Origin of the sequence: Roseimicrobium sp. ORNL1 (genome assembly GCF_011044495.1) — a bacterium.
Classification (GTDB): Bacteria; Verrucomicrobiota; Verrucomicrobiia; order Verrucomicrobiales; family Verrucomicrobiaceae; genus Roseimicrobium.
Window position 1 is genome coordinate 5142709 of sequence record NZ_CP049143.1, and the last position, 23119, is coordinate 5165827.

Consider the following 23119-nt stretch of genomic DNA (forward strand, 5'->3'; position numbering starts at 1 on the left):
ATGGTGTGTCGAGGTCGAGTTTACTTGCCGCCGTAAAAGTTTGGGAGAGGCAGCCGGATTTCATCCTTGGAGGGTGCGGAAACTTCAGGCAGCGACAGCACCGTGCCGTCCTTCTTCTCCAGCGCGGGGAGCAGCGGATTGGGAGGAGGCAGAAGATCATTGGGCGGGGGCGGAGGCTGCGTCGCAATGGCCACCTCAAGCCGGAAGTCGTTGTTGATCGACAGGTGCTCCTTGCCACCGCTGGCATTTCCCTGCACCACCAGGTCCAGCATGGTGACCCGGCCAGGCTCCACCACACCGCTGCTGTCTGCCAGCTGTGCGGTGTAACTGGCATCCCCTGCCCTCACCTTCACATCAGAAGGATTGAAGCGCAGACGGCTCTTCCCCTTGTTCTCGATGCGGCTGCGGAAGACGAGCGCATCCTTTTGCGGCCACTGCTGAATCTCCGTGATGGTCGAGACCAGGCCTCCATTCTCCGAAGTCAGTGCGAGACCACGACGCTCCGCCCAACCTTCAAACAGCGCGGGATTCACCGACTCCAGGAAATCACGCTGCTTGGCGCGGGACAGGATGCCGATCAATTCCGTGGAGTTGTAATTCGTGCGGGACTTGGCGATGTCCTCCTTCGCGACCTCCACGGAGTTACCGGTGCCGACAGCATCCGTGACGAGCACGGCGACATTGGCACGATCTCCCGAGCTCACCTTGAAGAGATAAATCTGCTCACCGCATCGCACCGTGATGTAACACGGAGTACCCCGGCGGATGGCGCGCATCACCAGAGTGTCACGGGCAGCCAGGGCGTAGTGCACAATCGTGACTGGCTGCGGAGCGAGATCCCTGAGTGTGGCAGCAGCAACGGCTTCCGCATCCATCAAGGATTGGGCGGCATTGGCGTCCAGCACCAGACCGTAGCCAATGACCAGAGTGATGTCCGACGGGAACGTCACCGAGGTAGCCACCTGGGTGTTCAACGTCAGATCATGAATGGTATCCCTGCCCGGCAATGTGACCAGTTCCTGCCCTTGGGCAATTTGCCCCTGCAGAGACGCCGGCGGGAGAACGGCGCCCCAAAGGAGGCTGGAACAGATGAAAGCGGCGTGTCGGAAATCCATCAGGGGAATGTCCTTTCCATACTGAAAAACGTGACGGAATTGCAAAGCGTGGGGTAGAGGGGGCGCTCTTCGATGTCAGGGTTGATGCGCCATTCAAAGAAGATCTTCACGGACCATGTCTCATTGATCATGGTGTTCTCAGGAGAAACTCCAGTGCGCATGAGCTGCCCCGTCGCCACCGTGGTGGCCTCACCCTGGCCTTCCCGGATGTTCACGATGATCTCTCCAATCTGCACCTTCTGGTGGAGCTTGTTCTCGTGGAAGTTCTTTGCCTGGGGCACGATCAATCCCTTGATGATCCCCTGGGTGGCCTCAGGACCGAAGATCCGCGGCAGCCTTTCCTGATGATCCAGACGGGAGGGTGTCCGGTGGAACATGGTCTCCATCGCAAGTCGCGTCTGCTCGCGATGCATCTTCGTCGGCGTTTCAATATCCAGATCCGGCGTGAGGTAGTACATGTCCGGCGAACCCGTGTACACGTACTGCGGCAGCATGCGCACGTCCGCAATCTTCGACTGCAAATAGTACCCGCTGCCAACGATGGTGGCGCAGGTCACCAGGAACCAGAACACCGCGGCCCTGCTCCGTGCCAGAAAGAGATGGGAGACGGCCCTCATGGATTGGAAGCAGAGGAAGGAGAAGGAAGCGCGGGAGCGGGTTTGGTGGATTTACCGGACTTCTCAGACTTCGGAGGCGCCGCAGCAGCCTCTGCCGCTTCCGCAGACACGGCTTCGTTGGGGCGCTTCGGATCTGAGGCCTTGAATTTGGTGCAGACGGTTGGGAACAATCCGTTCTCCGCCATGCGGGTGTTGATGCGCCACCAGAAGAAGACGTCCACATCCAGTACTTCCGTCTTGGCCTGTCCCTTGAAGGTTCCTGAACGTGTCAGCTTGGCCTTGGCATGAGTCACGGCCTGGCCGCGCGGATCCACCAGGTTCTTGTACACCCCGGCCTCTTCGATCTCGATGGTCTGGGTCATCTTCTGTTCGCGGAAGGGTTTCTCATCCGGAATCAACAGATCCTTGCGGATCTGCGAGATGGCAGCGGGAGTGAAGAGCTTCTTCAGCCGCGACTCGAAGGTCAGCGTCTCCGGTCCCCGGTCATACAGCGTTTCCATGGCCAGCCGCGTCTGCCCGGCATGAAGTTCTTTGGCCTTTTCAAACTCCACGCTCGGAGCCAGGTAGTAGCCACCGGTGGCATCCATGATGACATACTGCGGCTTCACCTGAACCGCAGTGATCACCCGCTGCACGTAGATGGCGCTGCAGACGATGGCCATGCACGCCACCGTGAACCAAAAAATGGCAGTGCGGTCTTTAACAACGAAAAGGTCGACAACGGACTTCATGGATCAGTTGGGCGCGGCGTCTGGAGCTGGGTTGCTGGTTGAGGGTGGCAGTGGAGGTGCGCCCTCCTGGGTCCGCCTCAGTGTGGAAGCAATCGGAGTCTCCCGGCACCGGAACCGGTGGCAGATAAGAGGGACTCGTCCATGCCCGAGAAGTGACTGATTCGGCAACCAGAGAATGTCCGCCTTCACCGCCCACACCTCGTTGAACAGCTTGCCTTCATACACACCCGTGCGGATCAATTGCCCGCTCACGACGGCCAGCGTGGCATTCTCGTCCGCCAAATGCCGCAGGCTGACCGTGTCCACCTCGACCTTTTGATGGATCTGGCCGTCCCGGAAAGCGTCCTTCTGCTTGTCGAGCAACTCAGTCTGCACCCACTTCCAGGCATCGTCGGACAGCAGTCCCTTGCACCGATCATCGGCATCCAGTCCAGAGGGCGACTTGTTGAAGACCGAATCCATCAACAGGCGGGTCTGCCCATCATCCCGGCGGTCCACCTTTTCCGGATCCAGTTCCCAAGTGAGGGGCAGCACATCCGAATGCTCCATGATGATGAACTGGGGGCGCAAGGCGGTCTTCTTGATCAACCGATGCACATAGAAACCCGACCCAATCACGGCCGCCGCAGCAAGCATGAACCAGAAGGTCGCCAGGCCTTCTTTGCTGATGAATAGTGCGGAGGAGGGTTTCTTCATTCAGAATTCGCAGATCACTTGCCCCCCTTGGCAGCACCAGCCGCACCAGCACCGATGGACGCGCCACCAGAGGCGCCGCCCGTTGCCGCCATCATGCCGACCTGCGCTCCAGCGGATACGGTGGAACTGACGGCGCCAGAAATCGTGGAGCCACCCGCGGAAATCATCGCCGTGCCCACCTGCGCCCCGGAGACGATGGCAGCAGTAATAATCTTGGGTGCCTTGGTAAGCACCGACCACATCAACAGCGCCTGCACCAGGCAGAGAGCCGCGCTCACGATGCCGCCGAAAACGAAGTTGATGGCACCCAACACCGACACGCTGTTGGCATTGCTAATGAGGTCCCCAACAGTGGCCTGGATGCAAAGGAAGCCAAGTCCCCAGCCCAACTGCCAGAACAAGACGGCAACGAGGCCAATCATGTATTTGAAACCCGTCTCCCGTGTCTTGTCGAACAGCAGCATGCCCAGGAAAATGGGCATGATGGCCAGTCCGATGTATACCGCGCCAATCTGGACCAGGAATCCCACAATGACCGCCACATAGGTCACGATGGCGATGACGAAGGCGATAATGATGATGATGATGGCGATGAACCCGATGAACATCAGCCCCAGGAACAGGAAGCCCAGCATCATCTTCGCCACCTGGGAGGCAATCGAGCCTGCTAAACTCTCCCCGATAGTTCGTAAGAAGTCGTTCATCACGCCCTGGACGTCGACATCGATGGAACTCAGTAGGTTTGGCCCCAGCACGATGTAGGCATCCAGATACCAGCGCGGCACCAGCGCCAGACTCGCCGCGATGATCACGGTCATCAACAACTGGGTGCCCAGACCAGACAGATCTCCTCCCATCTGCACCTTGTACGCAGCCATGAGCAGGCCCGCGAATGCCAATGTCACGGTAAAGATCCGCGTTACGTGGTAAATCTTTCCACAAGCATCCGCGAGCTGCTGGGCGAATCCGGTCTGGATCGCCTCATTCGACATACCATAAGGTATGATGTTTACTGCGGTTATGAACAGATCCATTTTAGTGGAGGGGTTGGGTGGAAGCGAGTTGGCTTATCGGTAAGTGGTCCAGGGAAGGAATCCTCCCGTGATACCCGTGGTCGCACCGTCAGTTCCCGAACTATCTCCACCGGGTATCAGCGATCCGCCTCCTCTGATCTCGTCGAGAACGCCATCCAGCGCTTCCTGCCGCTCTTCATTCTCGAGTTCGGTGAACTCGGAGTCCCCCTTCGATCTCATCGAGTTGAGGGTGTAAACTTGCAGACCTTTCACCGCCACGTCGTTGTAGGCGTTGTTGATGTCATCGCCGCAAACCTTGAGCTGGCCCTGGATGATTTCCACCAAGGCCGTTTGCTTCGCGAGATGGGCAAAATCCTTGGAGTCGCTTTCCATCTCCTCCAGCACATCCTTCAGGATGTCCAGAAGTTCGGAGCGACGGGTCACCGCGGCATCGCGCACGCGATAGTATTCGTTGATGGCTTTGAGTTGCTCCGATTCACCAATGTAACGACTGGGCACGCGATCCTCGTCCCGCTCATCACCTCCACCGGGAGGGGTATACTTGAAAGTCGTTCCTAGTTTTTCGATGATGCCGTCACCCGTTTCGTTGAAGAAGTCGCTACCAGGCTCTTCCACGGGAGGCCGTTCCTGGAGACCACCGGTCTTGGCGTTCTCCACTTTGCCTGCGAGATCGCCGGCTCTGCTCATGCTCACCGCATTGGGATCGCCAATACGCTCCAGGAGCGAATCCATGCGTTCAACGGTGTCCTGCACCGCGTCCTTGATCGCATCTATGGATGAGTTGTCCTGTTCCGCGATGGCCCTCATCGCCGCAATGTCCGGCTGGATCAGCCCCAGCTTGGTATCAACGTTCACGAGGTTCTCGTTGGCCTTGATCAATTGTCTCTCCACAAGCTCGTCGTACACGGCTTCGCCAAACACCAGTCCCGACGGAGCCAGGACTGCGCATAATAGCACTATGGATGTTTTCATGACTTTGGTGGTTTGAATTGGCAAAACGAATGAGCAGCGGCTCACTCCACCACTTCAATGACGCGGCGATGCTTGTCGATGAGCACGCCGTCACTGGTGGTGTGAGCCGGAACTTCGACTTCATAATAGCGATACTGCACTGGCGGCTCTTGATCCTTCATGGTCTTCTGCGCATCGCGCTTGAGCCAGTAAAACTCCTTGATGGCGTCGCTCTTGGCCTTGGCGTAGCCTTCGTCGTACTTCCTCTGGATCTCCTTCTTGCGGAATCCATCGGTGATGGCGCCCGCCGCAGCGCCGGCAATGGCGCCCGTGATCAGACCGCCGTGCCGGTCGAAAAGATCATCCTCGTTGTTGTTATTGCCCTGATTGAACAGCGTCGTCGTGGTGGTGGCATCATTTTCATCAACGACGCCGTCACCATTGGTATCAGTCCGGCTGCCTGTGACCGTCGTTACCGAGCCACTACCGCTGCCGTTGTTGTTACCGTTATTATTGTTGTTATTATTGTTGTTACCGAAGAAGCCGTTGCTGTTGTTGCCGTTGTTGCTTCCGTTATTATTGTTATCGTCATTATTACGGAGCTCATCACCAACGGCGCCAAGCACGCCCCCTGTGAGCAGGCCAACCAGGGCGCCGGAGGGACCTCCATCAGCGCTGCAGGAGATGAAGTAAAAGGGCAGTATGAGCAGCAGAACGCGGGCGGTGCCTTTCATGTAATGAGTGGTTGATGTTGAATTCGGAAACTGGGAGTTTTGGTTACGATTTGGGAGAAAATCGTCCCGCTTTAGAGGCGGGCTTGTGCGGTAATCATCTTGAACGCATTGCCGTCGTACTGCTTGAGCTGCTGGTTCTGGCGCTCGAAGGCCTCACCAGAGGTCGCGCTGGCCAGGATCATCTCCTTGGAAGCGTAGTGTTTACCGATGGCAATGCGGGGCCGGCCGGTGGATTCGTGGTAGTACACGAACGAGCCGTACGGATCGGATTTCATTTCTGAAGGGTCAGGGAACGCTGCCACCTGCCGCTTCGTGATAGAAGGCACGCGGAAGCCCTCGGACATCGCCTCCACATCCCGCTGGTCGGGCTGCTTCAGCATGAACATGATGCGCGAGTTGCCGATCACCGAGGACCGCACCGGGTGGTCCTTGATGCGCTGGAACTGCTGGATGATGGAGAACACCCAGGTGGAGTATTTACGCATACGTTCGTAGTACTCACGCGTGATACGCTCACCGTCCGGCATGGCCAGGAAGGCGGAAAGCTCTTCCAGAATCACGCGCTTGCGGATGTTTCGCGGGCGCCGCATGATCTCCTTGCGGACGTCATTCGTGATCATGAACGCCGCCACATCGCGCAATTCCTTCGCGGACTCAGGGATGAACGAAAGCTCGAAATGGACGACCTTCTTGGTGAGGTCCACATTGTTGACCCCGTCAAGAATCGCGCCGTAGCGACCATTCCTGCCCCAGGGTTCGAGCAGCGTGCGAAGCAACCCGAGATCTTCATGAGCGCGGCGCTGACGGCTCTCCAGATTGAGCATTTCCACAAACTGTCCGTGAGTCGGCATGTCCTCCGCGGACATGAGGGTATAAGCCAGGGACATCAGTTCTGTCCGCTGGCCGGGGTCGTTCATGAAGTCCTCCACCTGGGCGGCATCTAAATCAGACTCCCTCAACCCGACCGCATTGCTGTCGCCTTCGAGGCAGGCATTGGAGTAATCCAGCCAGCAGTCCGCAATGGTGGTGCCACGGGGAAGGTGCTTGGCGCCCCATTCACGCGCGGCAAAGCAGCGGCGCGCCGCCTCATAACGCTCTTCGGGATGACGCATGGCCCAGGACTCGAACTGATCCTGGTACAAGCGCTCCACCTGCTTGGAGAGCAGCGCCTGTCGCACGCGGTCCTTGTCCACATCCTTGGGCGGGCCCGCCATGAGGTGTGCCACCGCAGTGGCCCCACCGAGCTGGTCTGGACTCAGCGGCAGACCACGCGTGTCAAAGTAGTTGAAGGTAAGGTTGCCGTTCGGCTGGACGATGATGGGCTCACAGCCATACAACCGGGTGAACAAGTTGTAGGACAGGCCCTCCTCCACGATCGCCGTGAAGTCATAATACGGCGCAGTCTGCGTGAGCAGGTCGATGGTGAACACGCTCTTGCCCGCACCGGAGGCGCCGAACATGATGCCGTGCTCAGGACGCTGCGCGCCCTTCTTACCGACGAACGTCACGCAACCCATGAGCGCGCCACGCGGTCCGTCGTAAATCGCTTCCGCTTCTTCGAGGTCACCTGTCGGCGTGCTGGAGATGGGCAGCAGGTCCGCGAGGTTGACGTCTTCGACGTAAAGCTTGAAGTCGTTATAGGGCGACCACGACCAACCAGGCATGGTGAGCTGCCAGTAATTTTTCACCGAGGTGGGCAGCGTAGGCTCATAGGCCTGGGCGCCACCCAGCTTCAGGATGGAGCTCTTCACGGCAGCGAGTTTGCCATTGCAGCCGTCCTCCGTGCGATCCCACACGCGCACCAGCAGGTGCACGCGGTAGGGCACCACTTCGTTGGTCGCCAGGCGACGGACACGGGTGCGCAGCTTGGCAATGGTCGCCTCAATGGACGCCGTGATTTTGCCGCGCTCATACTTGGCCAAACGGGACTCCGTCTCGACACGGTCCTTCTCCACGTCGCCGGCCTCGATGTTCACGGAGATCTGGTAGTCCATGATGTCGAGCTGCGTCAGCAGCCGCATCATGCCGATGTAGGTGAACTTCGGCAGGGTCTTCAACACGCAAACCCCCTGATAAAAGCCATCCAGCTTGAACATGGAGGACTTCATGTTCAGCGGAGCGGCATCTCCGTTGAAACACATGTCGCAGACCGACTGCGCAGGATCATACAGATCGTCCAGCACCACGGCCTCATTCTCAAAAGCACTGGGATTGAAGAAGCGGTAGAACTCCTGGAAGTGGTCCATGTTCGTCATGGGCACCACCACCCCGCCCAGGGGCGTGAGCTGGCCACGCAGGGCCGCTTCCAGTTCGGCCTGCTCCCGCGTGGCGGCCTGCAGCACCTCCTCATAATAGGCACGACCCGCCCCGCCGACCTTGCCGGCGATCTTGGAAGAGAAATAGAAATTCAGGTGCTCACGGCGGAGTTGGCGCGACTTGATCTTTTTGTCGTACCGGCTGTAGCGCTCCTCACGCGCCTTGATGGACCAGTTGTCTCCACCGAGACGCTCGGTTTCCTCCTTGTACCGCTCAATTTCATGGCGGTAGTCGCTGTCTACGCTCCAGGTCACCTGGAGGCGGAGATCCGGATGCACCAGGCGCAACAAGATACGCAGGTTGTCCTCCAGCGACATCAGCCACTCCGGGTCGGTATTTTCCGTGTCCGGCAGTTCTACGGAGTATCCACGGCCGATGGCGCCGCCCTTCTGCAGCCCCCGGTAGATCACGAGGTTGCGGTCTAAATACGCGTCAATGATCTTTGCCATCGATGCTGGTCTTCCTGGTCGGCGCTTTGATGTTTTCCAGCCAGGGGAGCTTCATCGCCTCCACCTGTTTGGGAGAGAAATAATTGAGTCGGGTCAGCTTGATGATAAGCCACTCAGCCAGCTCAATATCATAAGAGACGGGCTTCCCCTGCTTCAAGCCAAAAACATAGGCAGAGACCACCACCACAGGCAGGCTCATGATGAGCAAATTTGCCCACATGGGGTAGTTCAGATTGTCCACCCCCTGGGATAGAATCAAAGACAGGCCCACAGCACCAAGCAGCAGGAGAACATTGTTCCCCTGAAAGCCGGCAAAACCCTGGCTGACCTCGCGGCCTTCGTTGGTTTCGTAATAGCGGACCTTGGCCTCTTCTTCCATGCAGCTCTAGAGAAAGTAACGGTGACTGACAAGCACCCTCAAGCAGAGTCCGCGCCATGAACGGAAGCGGACTCTGCGGGGCGAACCACCTTCACCCTGGACGGGATCAAGAGTTCAGGTCGATGTCTTCGAGACCTTCTTGTCCGGAGCTGCCGAACATGGCCTTCACGATGAGGAAGGCGAGACCGCCAACCAGGGCACCGACGAGGCCGTAAATCATGCGCTCAGTCTGACCCATCATGAACATCACGGCCGCGAAAAGGAGACCGCCGAATGCCAGCACCAGGCCGACAAGGTTCAGAATGCCCAGCGCGCCGCCCATGTTCTGCTTAAGCTCATCTGCTGAGCTGCTGGCCGCGAGGAAGGGCGAGGTAACGGACAGCAACTTGAACCCAATTTGGGAAACATTCGTTGCCTGGACTGCGAGGGTGACTGCAAGAGTGGTTGACATGGGTTTGGGATTTCAGGTTGTTCGATTGGTCGATTGCGTCTTTTCGTTGGGGAGGGGCGGATTTGCAAATCTTCGCCCGCAACGAAGATTTCGGAATGGAGCACGTTGAGTTACGAAAATACACGAGAATTTTTTTGGATTCACGATTCCCTACAATTAAGTAAGGTTTGAGGAGCAGGGAGACCCCTACCTCTGGCGTCGCACTCTCCACCCGCCCCACCCCATTCCATCCGAGCGTCCCTGCCGTCCATGAGCCAGCCTGCCCAACCCGGTCAACCAAAGAAAAAAAAGTGGAAGTGGCTCCGGGTGACGGGCTGGATCGTCGGCATCATCCTTCTGATACAGGTCATCGCTTATATCGTCGTCGGTCGTCTTGCCTCACAACATCCCGGTGGAAAAGAGGGCTTCCAGCAGGAGATGGAGGCGAAAATCCAGATTTTGAACCTGAAGTTTCTGCTTGGCGTTCACCAGCGCTCCAAGGGACGCTATCCCACGGAGAAGGAAGGTTTGGCCGCCATCTTCTCCGACAAGTACAAGTCGAAGGACAAGACCGACGTCGGTGAGCCCGATGCGATCCGGGAAAAGCTCCTCGACCCATGGAAGCGCAGGTACCAGTATCGCTTCCCCGGGATCCACAACAAGAAGGATGGCGGCTACGATCTCTTCTCCCTCGGAGCAGATGGTATTGAGGACACGGAAGACGACGTCAAGAACTGGTGACGACTGCCCGGTCCAGCCGAGAGAAGCCTTGCGCATGCCACAAAAAACTCCCATGATGCCCCACGCACCTGCCCGCCGGCCCAGGTCTGGCCACGTCTTGTGTGCGGCTGGTTCCTGAAGCGCCCCGCCAATGGGAGTCCCCGTCATTTATCTCAGCGCCGCGCCTACTGATTTGCGCACCCACCGCGCCCGGGCGGAGAAAATTCTGACCAGCGCGGGCCTCAAGGTCGTGATGTTGGAGGCCGGCCGGTCCCAGGACTGGAGCCAGATCCGCAAGAGCCTGCGCCAGGAACTTCGCAACTGCACGGCAGTCGTCCACTTCGCCGGTCTCTGCTACGGCTCCGAACCCTCCGACAGCCCGCCAGGAGCTCCACGCCGTTCCCATGCGCAGATGGAGTTTCACATCGCGCGGGACCTCCGACTCCCCATTTATACCTTCCTGCTGCCGGAGAGATTTCCTTTTGACGCCCACTCTCCGGAGCCAGCCGACGCCCACCAGTTGCAGGTGGAGCACCGGAGTCACCTCGTCAATCTGGTGCGACCCGGTGACCATGTGACGACCGCTGCCCAGCTGGACCAGAGCCTGTACGCACTGGCCCAGGAACTCCTGCAGAAGAGCCATGCCGCAGCTCCGCATGCGCATGCCACCTCACCCCACCAGCACCGGCCCAAGGGCATGTCCTGGGTGATGCGACTGCCGATTCTACTGCTCGCGGCCCTGCTGGCCGCCTACCTGTGGCAGGCCTCGCAGCCCGGCGGTCCCTATGTCATTCTCCACCCGCCCGGCTCCCTGCTGGCAGGCCTGTCTCCTGATGAGATTGCCGCCGAGCAGGAGCGGACCGTCATTGGTGCACTCGAAACCCGGCGTCTCGCTCGTGAGGTCGCGCAAATCACCCCGCAGCAGGGGATGCTGCGCGAGCAATATGACTCTCGCACAAAGCAGGAACTGGCGATTGCCTCCGTGGCCGCACGTTACGGAAAGGACGCGGATGCCTTGGGCGCTGAAATCGAGTCCTGGGCCCGCTCCACCCAAGCCTCAAGTACCGCCGCCCCCCCGCTCGACAACGCCCTGGCCGCCTATCTTTTGGCGGACTACGAAACCGCTGCCAAGGAGGCAGGACGATTTGCCCTCGCGGCTGAGCAAAGCACGCCGCCAAATCATTCCCAGGCACTGAGCGGTTGGTTCCTGCAAGGACACTGCTGGCTCCAGCAATTGAAGTTCCACGACGCCCTCGAATCCTACCGCCACGCCTTCGCCCACACCAACATCGATCAGCAGCCCCTGGTCTGGAGTGACCTCGGCCTCGCGGAAGCGCAGGCATTGCTGCAACTTGGACGATGGAACGAAGCCATGCCGGCCTTCAAAACCTGCATCCGCCTGAGGTCCGCCTACCTGCCGCCGGACGCTCCGGAAATGGCCTGGGCCATGACCTCCCTCGCCTCCCTCTATACCTCCATGGACAAGATGGGTGAGGCCGAATCCCTCCTGCATGAATCCGCCAAGATCATGGAAATGCGCTTCAAGCCCGGCCATTTCGAAGTGGCCGGTGCCCTGGCAAACTTGGGAGAAGTCATGAGACTCTCAGGAAAGACCGCAGAAGCCGAGCCGGTGCTGTGCCAGTCCATCGCTCTCTACGAAAAGCTTCGGGGCAAAGAAGCTCCCGAGGTCTCCCGGGTGCTGGGAAGCCTGGCCCGCCTTGTTTCAGACGCTGGAAGACAGAGCGAAGCCGTCCTGCTCGCGGAGAAGGCGGTTTCCATCGATGAGCGCTGCTTCGGTCCCAACCACCCCCGGGTAGCTCGCAGCCTGACCAACCTCTCCTTGATTCTCGCGCCGCAGGACCATGCCCGCGCCGTGACCCTGCAGCGCAGGGTCCTCGCCATCATGGAGAAACAGTTTGGCCCCACCCATGCCGAAACTGCCAGTGCGCTCAACAATCTCGCCGGACTAATCCAGGATGGACCGGAACGGGACGAGGCGGAGCAGATGTTCCGCACTGCGCTGAAGGCGGATGAGGTCCTGTTTGGCAGAAGTCACCCCAATCTTCTCCGGGATCTGCGCAACCTCGCCGCGCTGTTGAGAAACTCCGGACGCAGGGACGAGGCGATCGCCTACTATCTGCAGGCGCTGGGTCTCGCCGAAGTGCACTTTGGAAAGGACCACTCAGAAACGGTGACCAGCCTGCGCCAGTTGTCCCTCCAGCTCGCGGAGGCACGGCGTTTCGTGGAAGCGGAACCCTTTGGCCGTAGAGCCCTCGCTTCGGCAACCAAGCTGTACGGCAACGAGAACCTGGAAGTCGCCAGGTGCGCCCGCGACCTCGCCTTCTGCCTGGCGGTCTCTGGCAAGTTGGAAGAAGCCGCCTCCCTGTACGAGCAGGCCCAGACCATTGCGGAGAAACAATTGGGCGCAGATGACATCAGCGTATTTCATGACGTCAGGAACCGCGCCGCCGTGCTCAGGGACCTCGGGGACAAACCCAAAGCTCTCGAAGCCTACCGCCGCACCTACACCATGGCCCGCAGAATCCTGGGCCATGAACACCCCCAGACGCTGACGTCCATGGACAATCTCGCGTGCATGTTGCGCGATACGAAGCACTATACCGACGCGGAGTACATGTTCCGCGATCTTCTAGAGATCCGCGAAAAACTGTGGGGACACGACAACGTGGTTCTCGCCAATGATCTCAGCGACCTGGCAGGCGTGTTGTTTTTGAAATTACGACACGCCGACGCGGAGCCCATCTACCGGCGGGCACTGAAACTGGTGGCCACTGCGCCCAAGGACACCAACGGGCTCCAGGCACTCCTCAAAACGGCGAGACAAAACTACAGCAACAACCTCCGCCGCCTCGACATTTCCGAAGAAGAAACCACCCTGCGCATGCGCCGGATTGAGTCTGGGGAAGAGATTGAGGATCTCGCTGCAAGCGCACGGACACCGTGAGTTGGCTTGAGGCATCCGAGTGAATAGGAGCCGCGGAAGAGTTGATGGTTTATGGTCGATAGTTGATAGCCTGAAACAGCAACCGACTCGATGGAGACTCGCGGTAAAAGCCCCAAAAACAAACCCCCGGCTATCTCTTAACGACGAGGCCATGAATGCCACCTCTTGCTTCCTCAGGCTATCAACTATCGACCATAAACCATCAACTTTTCTCAGTCTCCGAAGTTCCTCTGCGTCTCCGTGTCTCTGTGTTGAATCCAATGCAGCCCGCATCCCCACCGCCCTCTCGCTCAGTACAGCATCGTCTTGAGAATGTAATCCCAAAACGCAAAGACCACCCAGGTACCGGTGGCAGCAATCAACGCATCCACAAGAGTAGGCCGGAGGACCCATTTGGGCAGGACCGGCCCCTTGTCAGCAGGGTCCGGAGCCTGGTCTCGAGAGGGCTCGCGTCCCTCCGCCCAACCATTGACAGCTACGCGCGGGAAAGCAGGACCAGACACGGCGGCAACCGGCTGAAGAAAGTCTGGCACAAGCCGGACCGGCGGCTGAAACACGCGAGCTGGCAACACCGGACTCCTGACCGCCGCCTCTGGTTCTTCCACCTCCACCGGCTTGCGGAGCAGATAGAGGCGATGGAAGGCACTCGTCGCCGCCATGAAAAGGAAGAACTCCGTGTGGTAAGCACGGTCAATCATCCAGTTGGAGATGGCGTAGGCCACCACCAGGCCAAAAATACATTTGCGACATCGCTCACCTTCTTCATCGAGCGGCCCGCATCGGATCGTCGACTTCGCTCCCAGCCACATCAGCAGGATGTAGAGGAATATCCCACCCTTGCCCAGTTCCGCGCCGACCTGCACATAGGAACTGTGGGTGGCTTTCGAAATCGACATCTTTTCCCAGCGGATGGTGGCCTTGAAGGTCTTCCACCCCTGACCTGACACGATGTGCTGGCGGCTGGCGGCTCGGGCGATCTCCCATGCCAGCAGTCGCCCCTGCACGCCTTCATCCGACTTGAGGCTGCCCATTTCCGCCATGCGCGGCATGATGCTCAGCACCGCACCGCTCCCGGCCACTGCGGCGGTGACCAGCAGGATCTGGAAAATCTTCGAGCGCCCGAAGGAATAGGTAAGCACCACAACAATGAAACCCGCGAGGAACGCCCCTTTGGACTCAGTCCTCATCACGCACTCAAATGCCAGCAAAGCCAGCAGAGCGGCAATCAGCCGGTTCGTCATGGAACTGCGCCAGAACAACAGGAAGTAGGCCATGGGAATGACCAGGATGACCGAGTGCCCCAGCGCGTTGGGGTTGTTGTGCATCCAGGTGCCAATCGCCAGACGGCCCTTGTTGGCCGCAGTCATCGCGGCAGCACCGGTAAAGTCCCAGCCATAAAGACTGCCCACGCCAAAGCCGGCGATCACCACCAGGGCGATCATCCAGTACTTCATGTACGTGCGCAGTCGCGCCGGCGAATCCAGGGCCTGCACCGTGACAAAGTAGAACGCGAACAGGGGAAACGCCCCCTTGAGCGCATCGTTGGGAGACGGCGAGGTCCAAACGATAAAGGCATAGTAGGCCAGCATGGCCCAGTCCTGGGGGGTCGCCAGAAACTTCAGGGGTCTGCCCAAGTTCTTGGCGCGGAGCACCATGGTGACCATGGCGAGCATCATGACCGGGTTCACGATCCCCACGCCTATCAACCCGGGCACCCAGTCCTGGGGCCTGATAAAGTATATCAGGAGGACGAGTACAACAGCGAAGAAGTCCATGAGTAGATCAAGAGAAGCGACGGCAACCCCAGTCAGCGCACCGGCTGCACTATGCCCCATTCATCACTTGAATGCACATACAACCACATTGTTCAGGAACTTTCTGGCCGCCTTGATCCGCAGGGCTTCCGGCATCATGCGCAGTGCAAACTCGGCAGTCACGAAGGCGGGAAGGAGCCACTGATGGGCCGAACCCGTCTTGCCCCTGAGGAATGGCTGGATGCGGCTGAATCCGCACTTCCGCATTAGCGGAGCCATCTCGCCGTAGGTCCATTCCTTCAAATGGAAGGTCTCCAGCTTGTTACTGAAGTAGCGGGACACATCATGCGGGCCGGACTGCGCGTGGGGCGTGCTCAGGATGTAGCACCCGCCCGGTTTGAGGACGCGGTTCATCTCCTGGAAGTGGAGTTCCACATCATCCGGATGAAGATGCTCCAGCACCTGATAGCTGAAGGCCACATCCACTTCACCGTCCGGAAGAGGAATCACCAGCCCGTCATGCATGACCATGCGGTAGTTTGCGGGAAGCCCGTCCGAAACGCCTCCCTGCGCACAAACCTCCAGCGCAATCGCCTCCCGCACCTGCGGCGCCACATGCATGGAGAACGTACCGGTGCCGGCGCCAAACTCCAGAAACCGCACGCCCGGCGCCAGTGCATGGCGCACCAGCCGCATCTGGGCCTGCAGGGACCTTTCCTCTGCGGACTTTTCCTTGGACCGCGCCACCCTGGGATGCTCGGGTACGCGACGATACAGTTCCGAATACAACTCCGCCGCGAGCCCCGCGCGCTCCTCCCGTGTGCTGTTGCGCAACCGGGTCGCGAGCTCCTTCTCAACCTCAAAGTGGTGGCGGCGTGCCTCCTGCGTATCCATGGCCGCACTCATACCACACTCGGAGCCAGTTGCTCACTGCTGTCATCATCCATGGCCTCCGGACTTCCCACCATCGCCTCACGGGAGTCAGCATCATCCAGCGCCCTTTGGGAGACACCGCCGGTGAGCACAATGCGCACCGTGTCCAGGATGACGAACATGTCCAGCGTCAGGGTCATGTGCTTCATGTAGTACAGATCGTACTCCAGCTTGCGCCGCGCATCCTGGGTGGTCGCGCCATAGGGATAATTCACCTGGGCCCAGCCCGTGAGTCCGGGGGCCACCAGAAGGCGCTCCCTAAAGTAGGGCACATCTTCCGACAGCTTATCAATGAAATCAGGACGCTCCGGACGCGGCCCCACGAAACTCATGTCTCCGCGGAGGATGTTCCAGAGTTGCGGAATCTCATCGATGCGGAACTTGCGCAGGAAACCACCGCCCAGGAACACACGGGGATCATTTTTCGAGGCCCACTGCGGTCCGGCCGACTCGGCATCCACCCGCATGGTGCGCAGCTTCAGCACTTCAAACTTGCGACCGAGGCGACCACAGCGGATCTGCCTGAAAAATACAGGCCCTTCCGGAGAGACAATCCGGATCCACGCCATGGCCACGAGAAGGAAGGGCGACAACACCACACCGACAAACCCGGAGACAGCCACATCGAAAAGGCGCTTCCACTTTCTCACATACCCGCGGTGCGGCAGCGAGCTGGCACCAAGGAGCCAGTCCAGGTCAATGAGCCACACCGGCACCATGTGATAGTTCTCCTCAAAGAAGTCCACAATGCGTGAGAGTCGCACGCCACCGAAGCAGACCTCACGCAGCTTCGACACCAACTGCTGATCCCTGAGATGCCGGCCAGAACACAGGAGGGTGTCGATGTTGTTGTCCTCCACCGCGGACATGATGGTGTCGCGAGCTCCCAGCAAATTGCTCTCCAGCGGATGGTCGATCCGTTCCTCGGGAGTGCGGACATCCAGGATGCCTATCAAGTGCGCAGCATTGCTGGGAAGCCGCTGCAGTTTCAGCCAGCTTTCGTAGTCCTTCTTCCCCGCGACCAGAACCGCCACCCTCTCCCGGTAACCCAAGGTCAATCGTGCAAGGAACGCATGATGCGCCATGAGCAATCCGAAGGTGATCGGAAAGCTGATGGCCAGCACGCCGCGACCCACTCGCGAACTGAAATCCAGAGAGCCGAAGGTCAGCATCAGCACCACGCCGGCCAGATAACAAAGTCCCAGCAACAAGTAACGGTGCCGCTTCTTGAGATGCAAGCTCCGCACAGAATACAATCCTGCACCATAGAGGATGGCCGGAACCGCAAGCGAAGCGATGATCAACACCGGCAGATAACGCAAGACCACCGGCGGAGTGAAGTCCTGAAAGCGGACCGCAGATGCGGCCACCATTCCTCCGAAGACGATTGCGGCGTCCAGGATGAAATGGTTGCGCGTGGCATTCCAGCGCTCTTTGCCTTTGATACTATGAATCATGCCCCAAAAGATTCTTCGTAGTGTTGCGTGGCAGACTGACTTTTTGCACGAGGGACCGTCCTAATCCGAAGAAGTTTCCCAGGGGGGGCATACCCGGGTTTTCTCCACGGTTGCTGAACTGCGACAGCTTCATGCAAGGAATTGAGACGCGGAGAATAGCCACATCTTTACGATAAGCAATCGATTCAAGGTAAACTTTCCTTTCATTCACATACCGACTGACAAAAAAGATTGCGGTATTTGTCCACGGTTGCAGACATCGAGAAACGGTCCTGCACATGGAGCATGGCCGCCCTCCCCCTCCGTTCGAGTTCCGCCTGAGGCGCTTCAGCCGCCTGACGCAGGCCTTTTTCGAGTTTCTCGACCGTGCTCAGGTCCTTGATCCAGCCGTGTTTCTCATCCTCGGCGATTTCTCGCACCCCGCACACATCATTCGCCATCACGGGCAATCCGCAAGACATGGCCTCCAGCACGGCATTGGGCATGCCTTCGTTGGACGACGATACCACCAGCACATCCATGGCCTGATAGCAGGGAACAGGATCGAGCTGGAAGCCCGCCCAGTGCATGCGGCTGCGATACCGGCTCGCCTCAAGGCGCGCGAGTACACGGTCCTTCTCCGGTCCACCATCTCCCACCAGAAGCAGATTCACCTTGGGATGATCACCAGCCATGTTCTCAAAGGCCTCGATCAAATCCATGTGACGCTTCCACGGACCGAACCTGGCCACCATGCCCAGCCAGCACGCATCGGGATCCAGTTGCAGTCCCCGCCGCACGGCCTGTTTATCTTCTGCAGGACGGAACCGCGCAGAGTCCACGCCATTGATGATGGGGAACATCTGCCGGTGCCGGAACCCGAGTGCCTGCATCTGATCCACCTGCTGCTGGGAGACCGTGGTGACCGCCGAGGCGATGGGATACAACACCCGACGCTGCCAGCGCTTCTTCCGCGTGAGCTCCTCTCCCGTCCAGATGGTGTGCTCGGAATGGATGAGCACCGGTCTCTTCCGCAGAGCGCAAGCGAGCGAGAAGAAAATGAGTCCGCCAAGATGATGCGTGTGCACCACATCATAGCCGCCACTCTGGATCAGCTCGCGCATGCTGCGCACCGTCTTCCAGTTGAAGCCGGCCTCTTTTCCGATCACGTGCACCTTCGTGCTGGCCGGGAGGCGCTTCTCGAAAGGACCACCGCGCGAAAGGCAGACCACGTCCGAAATGATCTGTGCAGGATCATACCGCGACAGTACCTGGACGAGCACATTCTCCATGCCACCGGGTTGCAAACTGTCCACGACCTCCAGCAGTCGCACAGGTCTATCCATGGGCCGGTTTTCTCAAGGTGGTGATGATGTCCTCATAGAGGCCGGCATCATGGCGCACATCGCCATCCTGCCAGCCATCCACCTGGGAAATAACTTCGAGACCAGCCTCCGCGGCGAGCTCACGCATGCGAGCCGTCGTCAGGTTGCTCCTCCAGCCACCCAGCTCTCCGGCCTTTGAGCCATGATGAAGCACGGCGTGACCACCCCGCTTCAGCACCCGGTGAATCTCCTTCAGGTAAACAGCGACATCTTCGGCATTGATATGCACGAACACATCAAACGACCATACCACATCCGTGGCGCCATCCTGCGCTCCGGGCAGGGAGCATCCATCCGTCACCTGAAAGGTGGCGTGCTTCTGATCCGCGAACTGCTTGCTGCAAAGCTCCACGCAGGTGCGGGAGATGTCATAGGCAGTATAGTTGCCGCAGAGCTTCAGGATCTCCCCGGTCCAACGACCCGCGCCAGGACCGATCTCTATTACTGTGGATCCCTGGGGAATGGCCGGTCGCAGAATGCAGCGCATCAGGCTTTCCTTCCACTCGGGACTGGGTGTCCATTCATCGCCACCGCCATCCCAGTTCCAGCTCTCCCAGATGGCCCGGTTCATCTCACGGCTGTTCATCCCGGGAATGTGCTTCCCGGCGCGCAAACGCTGCATGCCACCGAAGGCCCTGTCTGCCACGGCACTGGCCGCGCCATAGACGCCCAGCAGCAGAGTCCACTGAACCCCATTCTCCTTCACTGCGAGTGATGCCAGCTTGAGCTTCTGCCCAAGGGTCATGCGTTGCCGGTTCTGTACGAGATCCTTCATCGTGTCTTCAAATTCACGGGCGTCCAGTTGCCCTCTTTTCCATCACCACCAGTGGCGGCAGGCGCCTTTCCAAATCCAAGAGCACGCCCCAACTGCAGCAGCAGGAAACGCGCCCTGAATCCCGCGGGATAGCCAACCTCTTGGGTGCAACTCAACCACCACGCCCGACGCAGGGAACGCACGCATTGTTTGATGGCCATCTTCCTTTCGCCCGCAGCGAGGTACATGCGAGCAGACTGGAAAAGGCACACCGCCTCAGCCTCTGCCCAGACTCGGGAATTCAGAGGAATGCCGGACTGCTGTTTCGCTTTCTCCAGTACCCTCAGAATGCATGAGGTCTGCCGCTCTGCATGCCGCGACATGTTGGCTCCGTGATCCCGTTTGCGATGAAGTGCACGATGCACGAGCACCACGGGACCAACAGTCGCCGCACGGATCCACATGTCGCGATCTTCGGACGCAGGCAGCTTGGTATCGAAACCTTCAAGGCCGAGCAACACGCGACGGTCGGCCAGGACTATGGGTGCAAAGCGATTGCGAAGAATAAAGTCGGACACCTCGAACCGCTCCACCCGTCCATCGAGATCGCTGGCCAGCTCACTGAGGAACGCACCGTTGGCATCAATCATCCGGCCACGTGATCCTATGACAACGGGTTCCTTCTTCTCATCCGGTAGCGGTTGGCGGGCGCCGACAAGCTCCTGCACGCACGTGGGTTCGAGAAGATCGTCCGCGTCGAGAAAGACCACCAGGTCATGGGTGGCGAGTCTCATCCCGGTATTTCGCGCGGCAGAAAGTCCGGCATTTGGCTGGCGATGGCTCGAAATTGCAGAACCGAAGCTCGCGATCACAGAGGGGCTTTCATCTGTGGAACCGTCATCCACCACCAGCACCTCCAGCTTTCCGCTGTATTCTTGGGTCAGGGCTGACCGAATCGCCTCCGCCAGGTAACTGGCGTAGTTATAGACCGGGATCACCACGGTGACACCGGGCAATGTTCGCGCTTCCCCAAGCATGAAACCGGACCTTTGACGGGGAGGACGGAGCGCGCAACTCCAATGATGCAACACGTTCGAGAAACGACGCTGTCTCCAGCGCGGTTTGCACGAACGGGCGGATAAAATTTTGCTCATCCTGCTTGCGTTTCCGCCGGAGCGTTTAGATTTCGCTAAACAATGAAGCCCCCTGCACCCGCCTCTCCTCCACGTTCGTGGGAGTCTGAGCGACGTCACTTCATCGAGGCAGGAGGCAACAGTACGCATGCCTTTGGCCTGGGTCGCATGATCGGCAGGGTGTATGCATTGCTCTATCTCACCCCCGAACCGCTCTCGCTGGAACAAGTGGCGGACGAACTGAAGGTGAGCAAGGCCAGTGCCAGCATCACACTGCGCCAGCTCGAAGCATGGCAGGCGGTCCTCCTCATCAATGTGGAAGGAGACCGGCGTGACTTTTACGTCGCCCAAACGGATTTCTCGATTCTCCTGCGCAAAGGCATCATGCCAGGCGTGCGGAAGAAACTGCGCTCTGCAGGTGTGCAGATCGAGCGGACACTGGTGACCACCACTGCCGATGCGAGCGCCAGCGCCGCCGCCGCCTCTTCATCTTCCTCCAATGGCGACAGTACTCCCGCCAAGTTCACCCGCGAGCAGATGACCGAACTCAAGCGCCGGCTGAAGGCCGCGCAGACTTTTCACAAGCGTGTGGATGGCATCCTCGGCAGCAAGTTGCTGTCGCGTTTCCTCTGATCCTCTCTCTTGCCTCACCGGATGGTGATGCAGGCCAACATCCTCCACTCCCCTGCCAGCGGCGCTGAATCAGCGACCGGTGGCGGCAGCATGAAGACGAAAGACGGCAATGCACCGCGCGCCTCTGTCTCCGTGATCATTCCCACCTACCGCCGGCCAGACGTGCTGCCACGCGCCATCTCCAGTGCGCTGCGGCAGACGCTGAAACCCGCGCAAATCCTGGTGGTGGATGACGGCTCTGGGGATCATTCCGCAGAGGTGGCGGGCAGTTTCCCCTCGGTCACCGTACTACAACAGGCCAACGCCGGCGCAGCGAATGCCCGCAATCTGGGGCTTCGCTCCTGCACCAGCGACTATGTCGTCTCGCTCGACCATGACGACGCTTGGGACGAGACGTTTCTGCAGATGGCAATCGATGCCCTTGAAACACATCAGGCAGACGTCGCGTGGGTGAACTTTCGTCAGAAGGGACGGCACTCTTTTCGGAACTATCTCCGAGCACACAAACACCTGGCCAGGCTTCTGGAATCCAGCGGCACGGAGGATGTGATACCGGTCGACCATGACACGGCCGTGGAGTTCCTCCTATTCTCCAATGGCGCCGCATCCAACAGTGCGCTGGTTTATCGCCGTAAAGCGCTTGGCGCCGGATGGGAGCCTGACACCCACGTGGCTGATGACCTTCGTCTGCTTGCCCGGCTGCTGACAAAACAACGTCTGAAGCATGTCTTTCTCCGGCAGCCACTGTGGACCAAGCATGAGGACGACGGCGGCTTCTCATTGAGCTCCGAATCCACTGTGCGCAAAAGCTTGAGCGATCATCTAGCGGTAGGGCAACTGATTGAGAGCCATCGCAGCTCAGCGGATGCGAAACACTGGAGAAAGAAGGTGGGCGACCTCCGCTACAAGCTCGCCTATCACTGCCTTTGGGACTCGAACGCACGCGCCGCTTTCAGCGAGGCCCGCACAGCCTACAAAGAGGTGGGCGTGACAAAAGGCCTGCTCAAGCTGGCAACGCTTGCCTTCCTGCGAAAAGGCTCGCACGCCCTCCACCTTCGCGCGACGCACCAGAAATCGCCCTCCCCACAGCTCGCAGCGCAAAACACCCCAGCCACCTCTGGGAGAACACCGTGGCTCAGCATCATCATTCCCGTATACGATGCGGCCGCGAAACTCGCTGGCACGCTCCGGTCCCTTCGTCTGCATGAAGCTCCCGGGGTGGAGATTGTCATCGTGGATGGGAGCCGTTGTGCCAAGACAGCTTCCGTGGTCACCGATTTCCAGGTAGCCCCGCCCAACTGCCTGCGCCTCATCGCTGAGCCGGACACCGGCATCTATGACGCGATGAACAAGGGCATCCAGCAGTCCCATGGTGACTGGCTGTACTTTCTCGGTGCGGGCGATCACCTCCTGCCCGGATCTCTCAGGGAGATGCAGCGCCACCTTTCCCCAGACACTCGATCACTCTACTACGGCAATGTACTCTGGAGCGGGAAGATCTATGACGGTCCCTTCACCGCCTCCAAGCTGTGCTGGTACAACATCTGCCACCAGGCGATTTTCTACGGTCGGCAGGTCTTCGAACTATTGGGTCACTACGACCTCCGCTATCCCGCCTGCGCTGATTGGGAGTTCAACCTGCGCTGCTACGGCACGCACGCCCTGCCAAAAATCCACCTCCCTGTCACCGTAGCAGAATATGAGAGTGGTGGAAGAAGCAGCTTGGGGGACCCGGCATTTGAACGCGATCGCTGGAGGCTTGCGCTCAAGCATCTCGGAATGGTCACCACGTTGGGAATGTTGCTGCGCACAGCCCGCCACAAGCTCGGGGCCCTGGTGCGCAAATACCTTGCCAGCCAGCGTGGGCACATAACTGCTTATCGCCATTGCACGACTATCTAAGCAAAATGCCTAGTTATATCCATAACGCTTTGGCGCATGCACCAGTGCATCG

General features: G+C 59.2%; 20 protein-coding genes. 4 read left to right on the plus strand and 16 right to left on the minus strand.

Features of this window, described 5'->3' with window-relative positions; all coding sequences use genetic code 11:
- Positions 1 to 20: 20 nt before the first annotated feature.
- From G5S37_RS20840 to G5S37_RS20885, 10 genes are all read right to left on the minus strand, one after another.
- Positions 21 to 1115 (minus strand): hypothetical protein, encoded by a 1095-nt coding sequence (locus tag G5S37_RS20840; protein WP_165206370.1) that lies wholly within the window; start codon positions 1113 to 1115, stop codon positions 21 to 23.
- The gene (locus G5S37_RS20845) at positions 1115 to 1732 is read right to left on the minus strand and encodes a hypothetical protein (RefSeq protein ID WP_165206371.1); all 618 of its coding nucleotides are present in this window, start codon (positions 1730 to 1732) and stop codon (positions 1115 to 1117) included. Before G5S37_RS20845 ends, G5S37_RS20840 begins: the two co-directional genes overlap by 1 nt.
- The gene (locus G5S37_RS20850; protein ID WP_165206372.1) at positions 1729 to 2463 is read right to left on the minus strand and encodes a hypothetical protein; all 735 of its coding nucleotides are present in this window, start codon (positions 2461 to 2463) and stop codon (positions 1729 to 1731) included. The genes G5S37_RS20845 and G5S37_RS20850 overlap by 4 nt, the downstream gene beginning before the upstream one ends.
- A 3-nt stretch (positions 2464 to 2466) precedes the next feature.
- Positions 2467 to 3159, minus strand: coding sequence for a hypothetical protein (locus G5S37_RS20855; RefSeq protein WP_165206373.1), 693 nt, complete (start codon positions 3157 to 3159; stop codon positions 2467 to 2469).
- A gap of 14 nt (positions 3160 to 3173) precedes the next feature.
- On the minus strand, positions 3174 to 4151 hold the full coding sequence (locus G5S37_RS20860) for a hypothetical protein (protein ID WP_165206374.1): 978 nt from the start codon (positions 4149 to 4151) through the stop codon (positions 3174 to 3176).
- Between the two features lie 75 nt (positions 4152 to 4226).
- Positions 4227 to 5165 carry a hypothetical protein gene (locus G5S37_RS20865; protein WP_165206375.1) on the minus strand — a complete coding sequence of 313 codons (939 nt, stop codon included), beginning with the start codon at positions 5163 to 5165 and terminating at the stop codon, positions 4227 to 4229.
- 41 nt (positions 5166 to 5206) lie between these two features.
- Positions 5207 to 5878, minus strand: coding sequence for a hypothetical protein (locus tag G5S37_RS20870; RefSeq protein ID WP_165206376.1), 672 nt, complete (start codon positions 5876 to 5878; stop codon positions 5207 to 5209).
- Between the two features lie 71 nt (positions 5879 to 5949).
- Positions 5950 to 8643 carry a hypothetical protein gene (locus G5S37_RS20875; protein ID WP_165206377.1) on the minus strand — a complete coding sequence of 898 codons (2694 nt, stop codon included), beginning with the start codon at positions 8641 to 8643 and terminating at the stop codon, positions 5950 to 5952.
- The gene (locus G5S37_RS20880; protein ID WP_165206378.1) at positions 8627 to 9022 is read right to left on the minus strand and encodes a hypothetical protein; all 396 of its coding nucleotides are present in this window, start codon (positions 9020 to 9022) and stop codon (positions 8627 to 8629) included. Before G5S37_RS20880 ends, G5S37_RS20875 begins: the two co-directional genes overlap by 17 nt.
- Before the next feature lie 106 nt (positions 9023 to 9128).
- Entirely contained in the window at positions 9129 to 9473 is a 345-nt protein-coding gene (locus tag G5S37_RS20885) for a hypothetical protein (protein ID WP_165206379.1), read from the minus strand.
- Between the two features lie 249 nt (positions 9474 to 9722).
- Between G5S37_RS20885 and G5S37_RS20890 the strand changes: the two genes are divergently transcribed.
- Together G5S37_RS20890 and G5S37_RS20895 are read left to right on the plus strand one after the other, a co-directional pair.
- A complete protein-coding gene (locus tag G5S37_RS20890) occupies positions 9723 to 10193 on the plus strand; it encodes a type II secretion system protein GspG (protein ID WP_165206380.1) in 471 nt (156 codons plus the stop codon).
- Positions 10194 to 10323: 130 nt separating this feature from the next.
- Complete coding sequence (locus tag G5S37_RS20895; RefSeq protein ID WP_165206381.1) at positions 10324 to 13137, plus strand: tetratricopeptide repeat protein; 2814 nt, start codon at positions 10324 to 10326, stop codon at positions 13135 to 13137.
- 290 nt (positions 13138 to 13427) lie between these two features.
- Here the strand turns inward: G5S37_RS20895 and G5S37_RS20900 are convergent, their stop codons facing one another.
- From G5S37_RS20900 to G5S37_RS20925, 6 genes are all read right to left on the minus strand, one after another.
- Positions 13428 to 14912 (minus strand): O-antigen ligase family protein, encoded by a 1485-nt coding sequence (locus G5S37_RS20900; protein ID WP_165206382.1) that lies wholly within the window; start codon positions 14910 to 14912, stop codon positions 13428 to 13430.
- 63 nt (positions 14913 to 14975) lie between these two features.
- A complete protein-coding gene (locus G5S37_RS20905) occupies positions 14976 to 15785 on the minus strand; it encodes a class I SAM-dependent methyltransferase (protein WP_165206383.1) in 810 nt (269 codons plus the stop codon).
- Between the two features lie 8 nt (positions 15786 to 15793).
- Positions 15794 to 17281 carry a sugar transferase gene (locus G5S37_RS20910; RefSeq protein ID WP_165206384.1) on the minus strand — a complete coding sequence of 496 codons (1488 nt, stop codon included), beginning with the start codon at positions 17279 to 17281 and terminating at the stop codon, positions 15794 to 15796.
- Between the two features lie 203 nt (positions 17282 to 17484).
- Positions 17485 to 18606: a glycosyltransferase gene (locus G5S37_RS20915; RefSeq protein ID WP_165206385.1), complete on the minus strand. Its 1122-nt coding sequence runs from the start codon at positions 18604 to 18606 to the stop codon at positions 17485 to 17487.
- Positions 18599 to 19420, minus strand: a complete 822-nt coding sequence (locus G5S37_RS20920) for a class I SAM-dependent methyltransferase (RefSeq protein ID WP_165206386.1) — start codon at positions 19418 to 19420, stop codon at positions 18599 to 18601. Before G5S37_RS20920 ends, G5S37_RS20915 begins: the two co-directional genes overlap by 8 nt.
- Complete coding sequence (locus G5S37_RS20925; protein ID WP_165206387.1) at positions 19417 to 20436, minus strand: glycosyltransferase family A protein; 1020 nt, start codon at positions 20434 to 20436, stop codon at positions 19417 to 19419. The genes G5S37_RS20920 and G5S37_RS20925 overlap by 4 nt, the downstream gene beginning before the upstream one ends.
- A gap of 159 nt (positions 20437 to 20595) precedes the next feature.
- Here G5S37_RS20925 and G5S37_RS20930 point away from each other — a divergent pair, with 159 nt between their 5' ends.
- The gene (locus tag G5S37_RS20930) at positions 20596 to 21165 is read left to right on the plus strand and encodes a hypothetical protein (protein WP_165206388.1); all 570 of its coding nucleotides are present in this window, start codon (positions 20596 to 20598) and stop codon (positions 21163 to 21165) included.
- Positions 21166 to 21255: 90 nt separating this feature from the next.
- Positions 21256 to 23067: a glycosyltransferase gene (locus G5S37_RS20935; RefSeq protein WP_165206389.1), complete on the plus strand. Its 1812-nt coding sequence runs from the start codon at positions 21256 to 21258 to the stop codon at positions 23065 to 23067.
- Positions 23068 to 23119 lie beyond the last annotated feature (52 nt).

Coding starts and splice junctions, on each gene's coding strand:
- G5S37_RS20875 (WP_165206377.1), bottom strand. CDS start 8,643: ATGGCAAAGATCATTGACGCGTATTTAGACCGCAACCTCGTGATCTAC.
- G5S37_RS20865 (WP_165206375.1), bottom strand. CDS start 5,165: ATGAAAACATCCATAGTGCTATTATGCGCAGTCCTGGCTCCGTCGGGA.
- G5S37_RS20935 (WP_165206389.1), top strand. CDS start 21,256: ATGAAGACGAAAGACGGCAATGCACCGCGCGCCTCTGTCTCCGTGATC.
- G5S37_RS20880 (WP_165206378.1), bottom strand. CDS start 9,022: ATGGAAGAAGAGGCCAAGGTCCGCTATTACGAAACCAACGAAGGCCGC.
- G5S37_RS20850 (WP_165206372.1), bottom strand. CDS start 2,463: ATGAAGTCCGTTGTCGACCTTTTCGTTGTTAAAGACCGCACTGCCATT.
- G5S37_RS20845 (WP_165206371.1), bottom strand. CDS start 1,732: ATGAGGGCCGTCTCCCATCTCTTTCTGGCACGGAGCAGGGCCGCGGTG.
- G5S37_RS20900 (WP_165206382.1), bottom strand. CDS start 14,912: ATGGACTTCTTCGCTGTTGTACTCGTCCTCCTGATATACTTTATCAGG.
- G5S37_RS20870 (WP_165206376.1), bottom strand. CDS start 5,878: ATGAAAGGCACCGCCCGCGTTCTGCTGCTCATACTGCCCTTTTACTTC.
- G5S37_RS20920 (WP_165206386.1), bottom strand. CDS start 19,420: ATGAAGGATCTCGTACAGAACCGGCAACGCATGACCCTTGGGCAGAAG.
- G5S37_RS20925 (WP_165206387.1), bottom strand. CDS start 20,436: ATGCTTGGGGAAGCGCGAACATTGCCCGGTGTCACCGTGGTGATCCCG.
- G5S37_RS20885 (WP_165206379.1), bottom strand. CDS start 9,473: ATGTCAACCACTCTTGCAGTCACCCTCGCAGTCCAGGCAACGAATGTT.
- G5S37_RS20905 (WP_165206383.1), bottom strand. CDS start 15,785: ATGGATACGCAGGAGGCACGCCGCCACCACTTTGAGGTTGAGAAGGAG.
- G5S37_RS20855 (WP_165206373.1), bottom strand. CDS start 3,159: ATGAAGAAACCCTCCTCCGCACTATTCATCAGCAAAGAAGGCCTGGCG.
- G5S37_RS20860 (WP_165206374.1), bottom strand. CDS start 4,151: ATGTCGAATGAGGCGATCCAGACCGGATTCGCCCAGCAGCTCGCGGAT.
- G5S37_RS20895 (WP_165206381.1), top strand. CDS start 10,324: ATGGGAGTCCCCGTCATTTATCTCAGCGCCGCGCCTACTGATTTGCGC.
- G5S37_RS20840 (WP_165206370.1), bottom strand. CDS start 1,115: ATGGATTTCCGACACGCCGCTTTCATCTGTTCCAGCCTCCTTTGGGGC.
- G5S37_RS20930 (WP_165206388.1), top strand. CDS start 20,596: ATGAAGCCCCCTGCACCCGCCTCTCCTCCACGTTCGTGGGAGTCTGAG.
- G5S37_RS20915 (WP_165206385.1), bottom strand. CDS start 18,606: ATGGATAGACCTGTGCGACTGCTGGAGGTCGTGGACAGTTTGCAACCC.
- G5S37_RS20910 (WP_165206384.1), bottom strand. CDS start 17,281: ATGATTCATAGTATCAAAGGCAAAGAGCGCTGGAATGCCACGCGCAAC.
- G5S37_RS20890 (WP_165206380.1), top strand. CDS start 9,723: ATGAGCCAGCCTGCCCAACCCGGTCAACCAAAGAAAAAAAAGTGGAAG.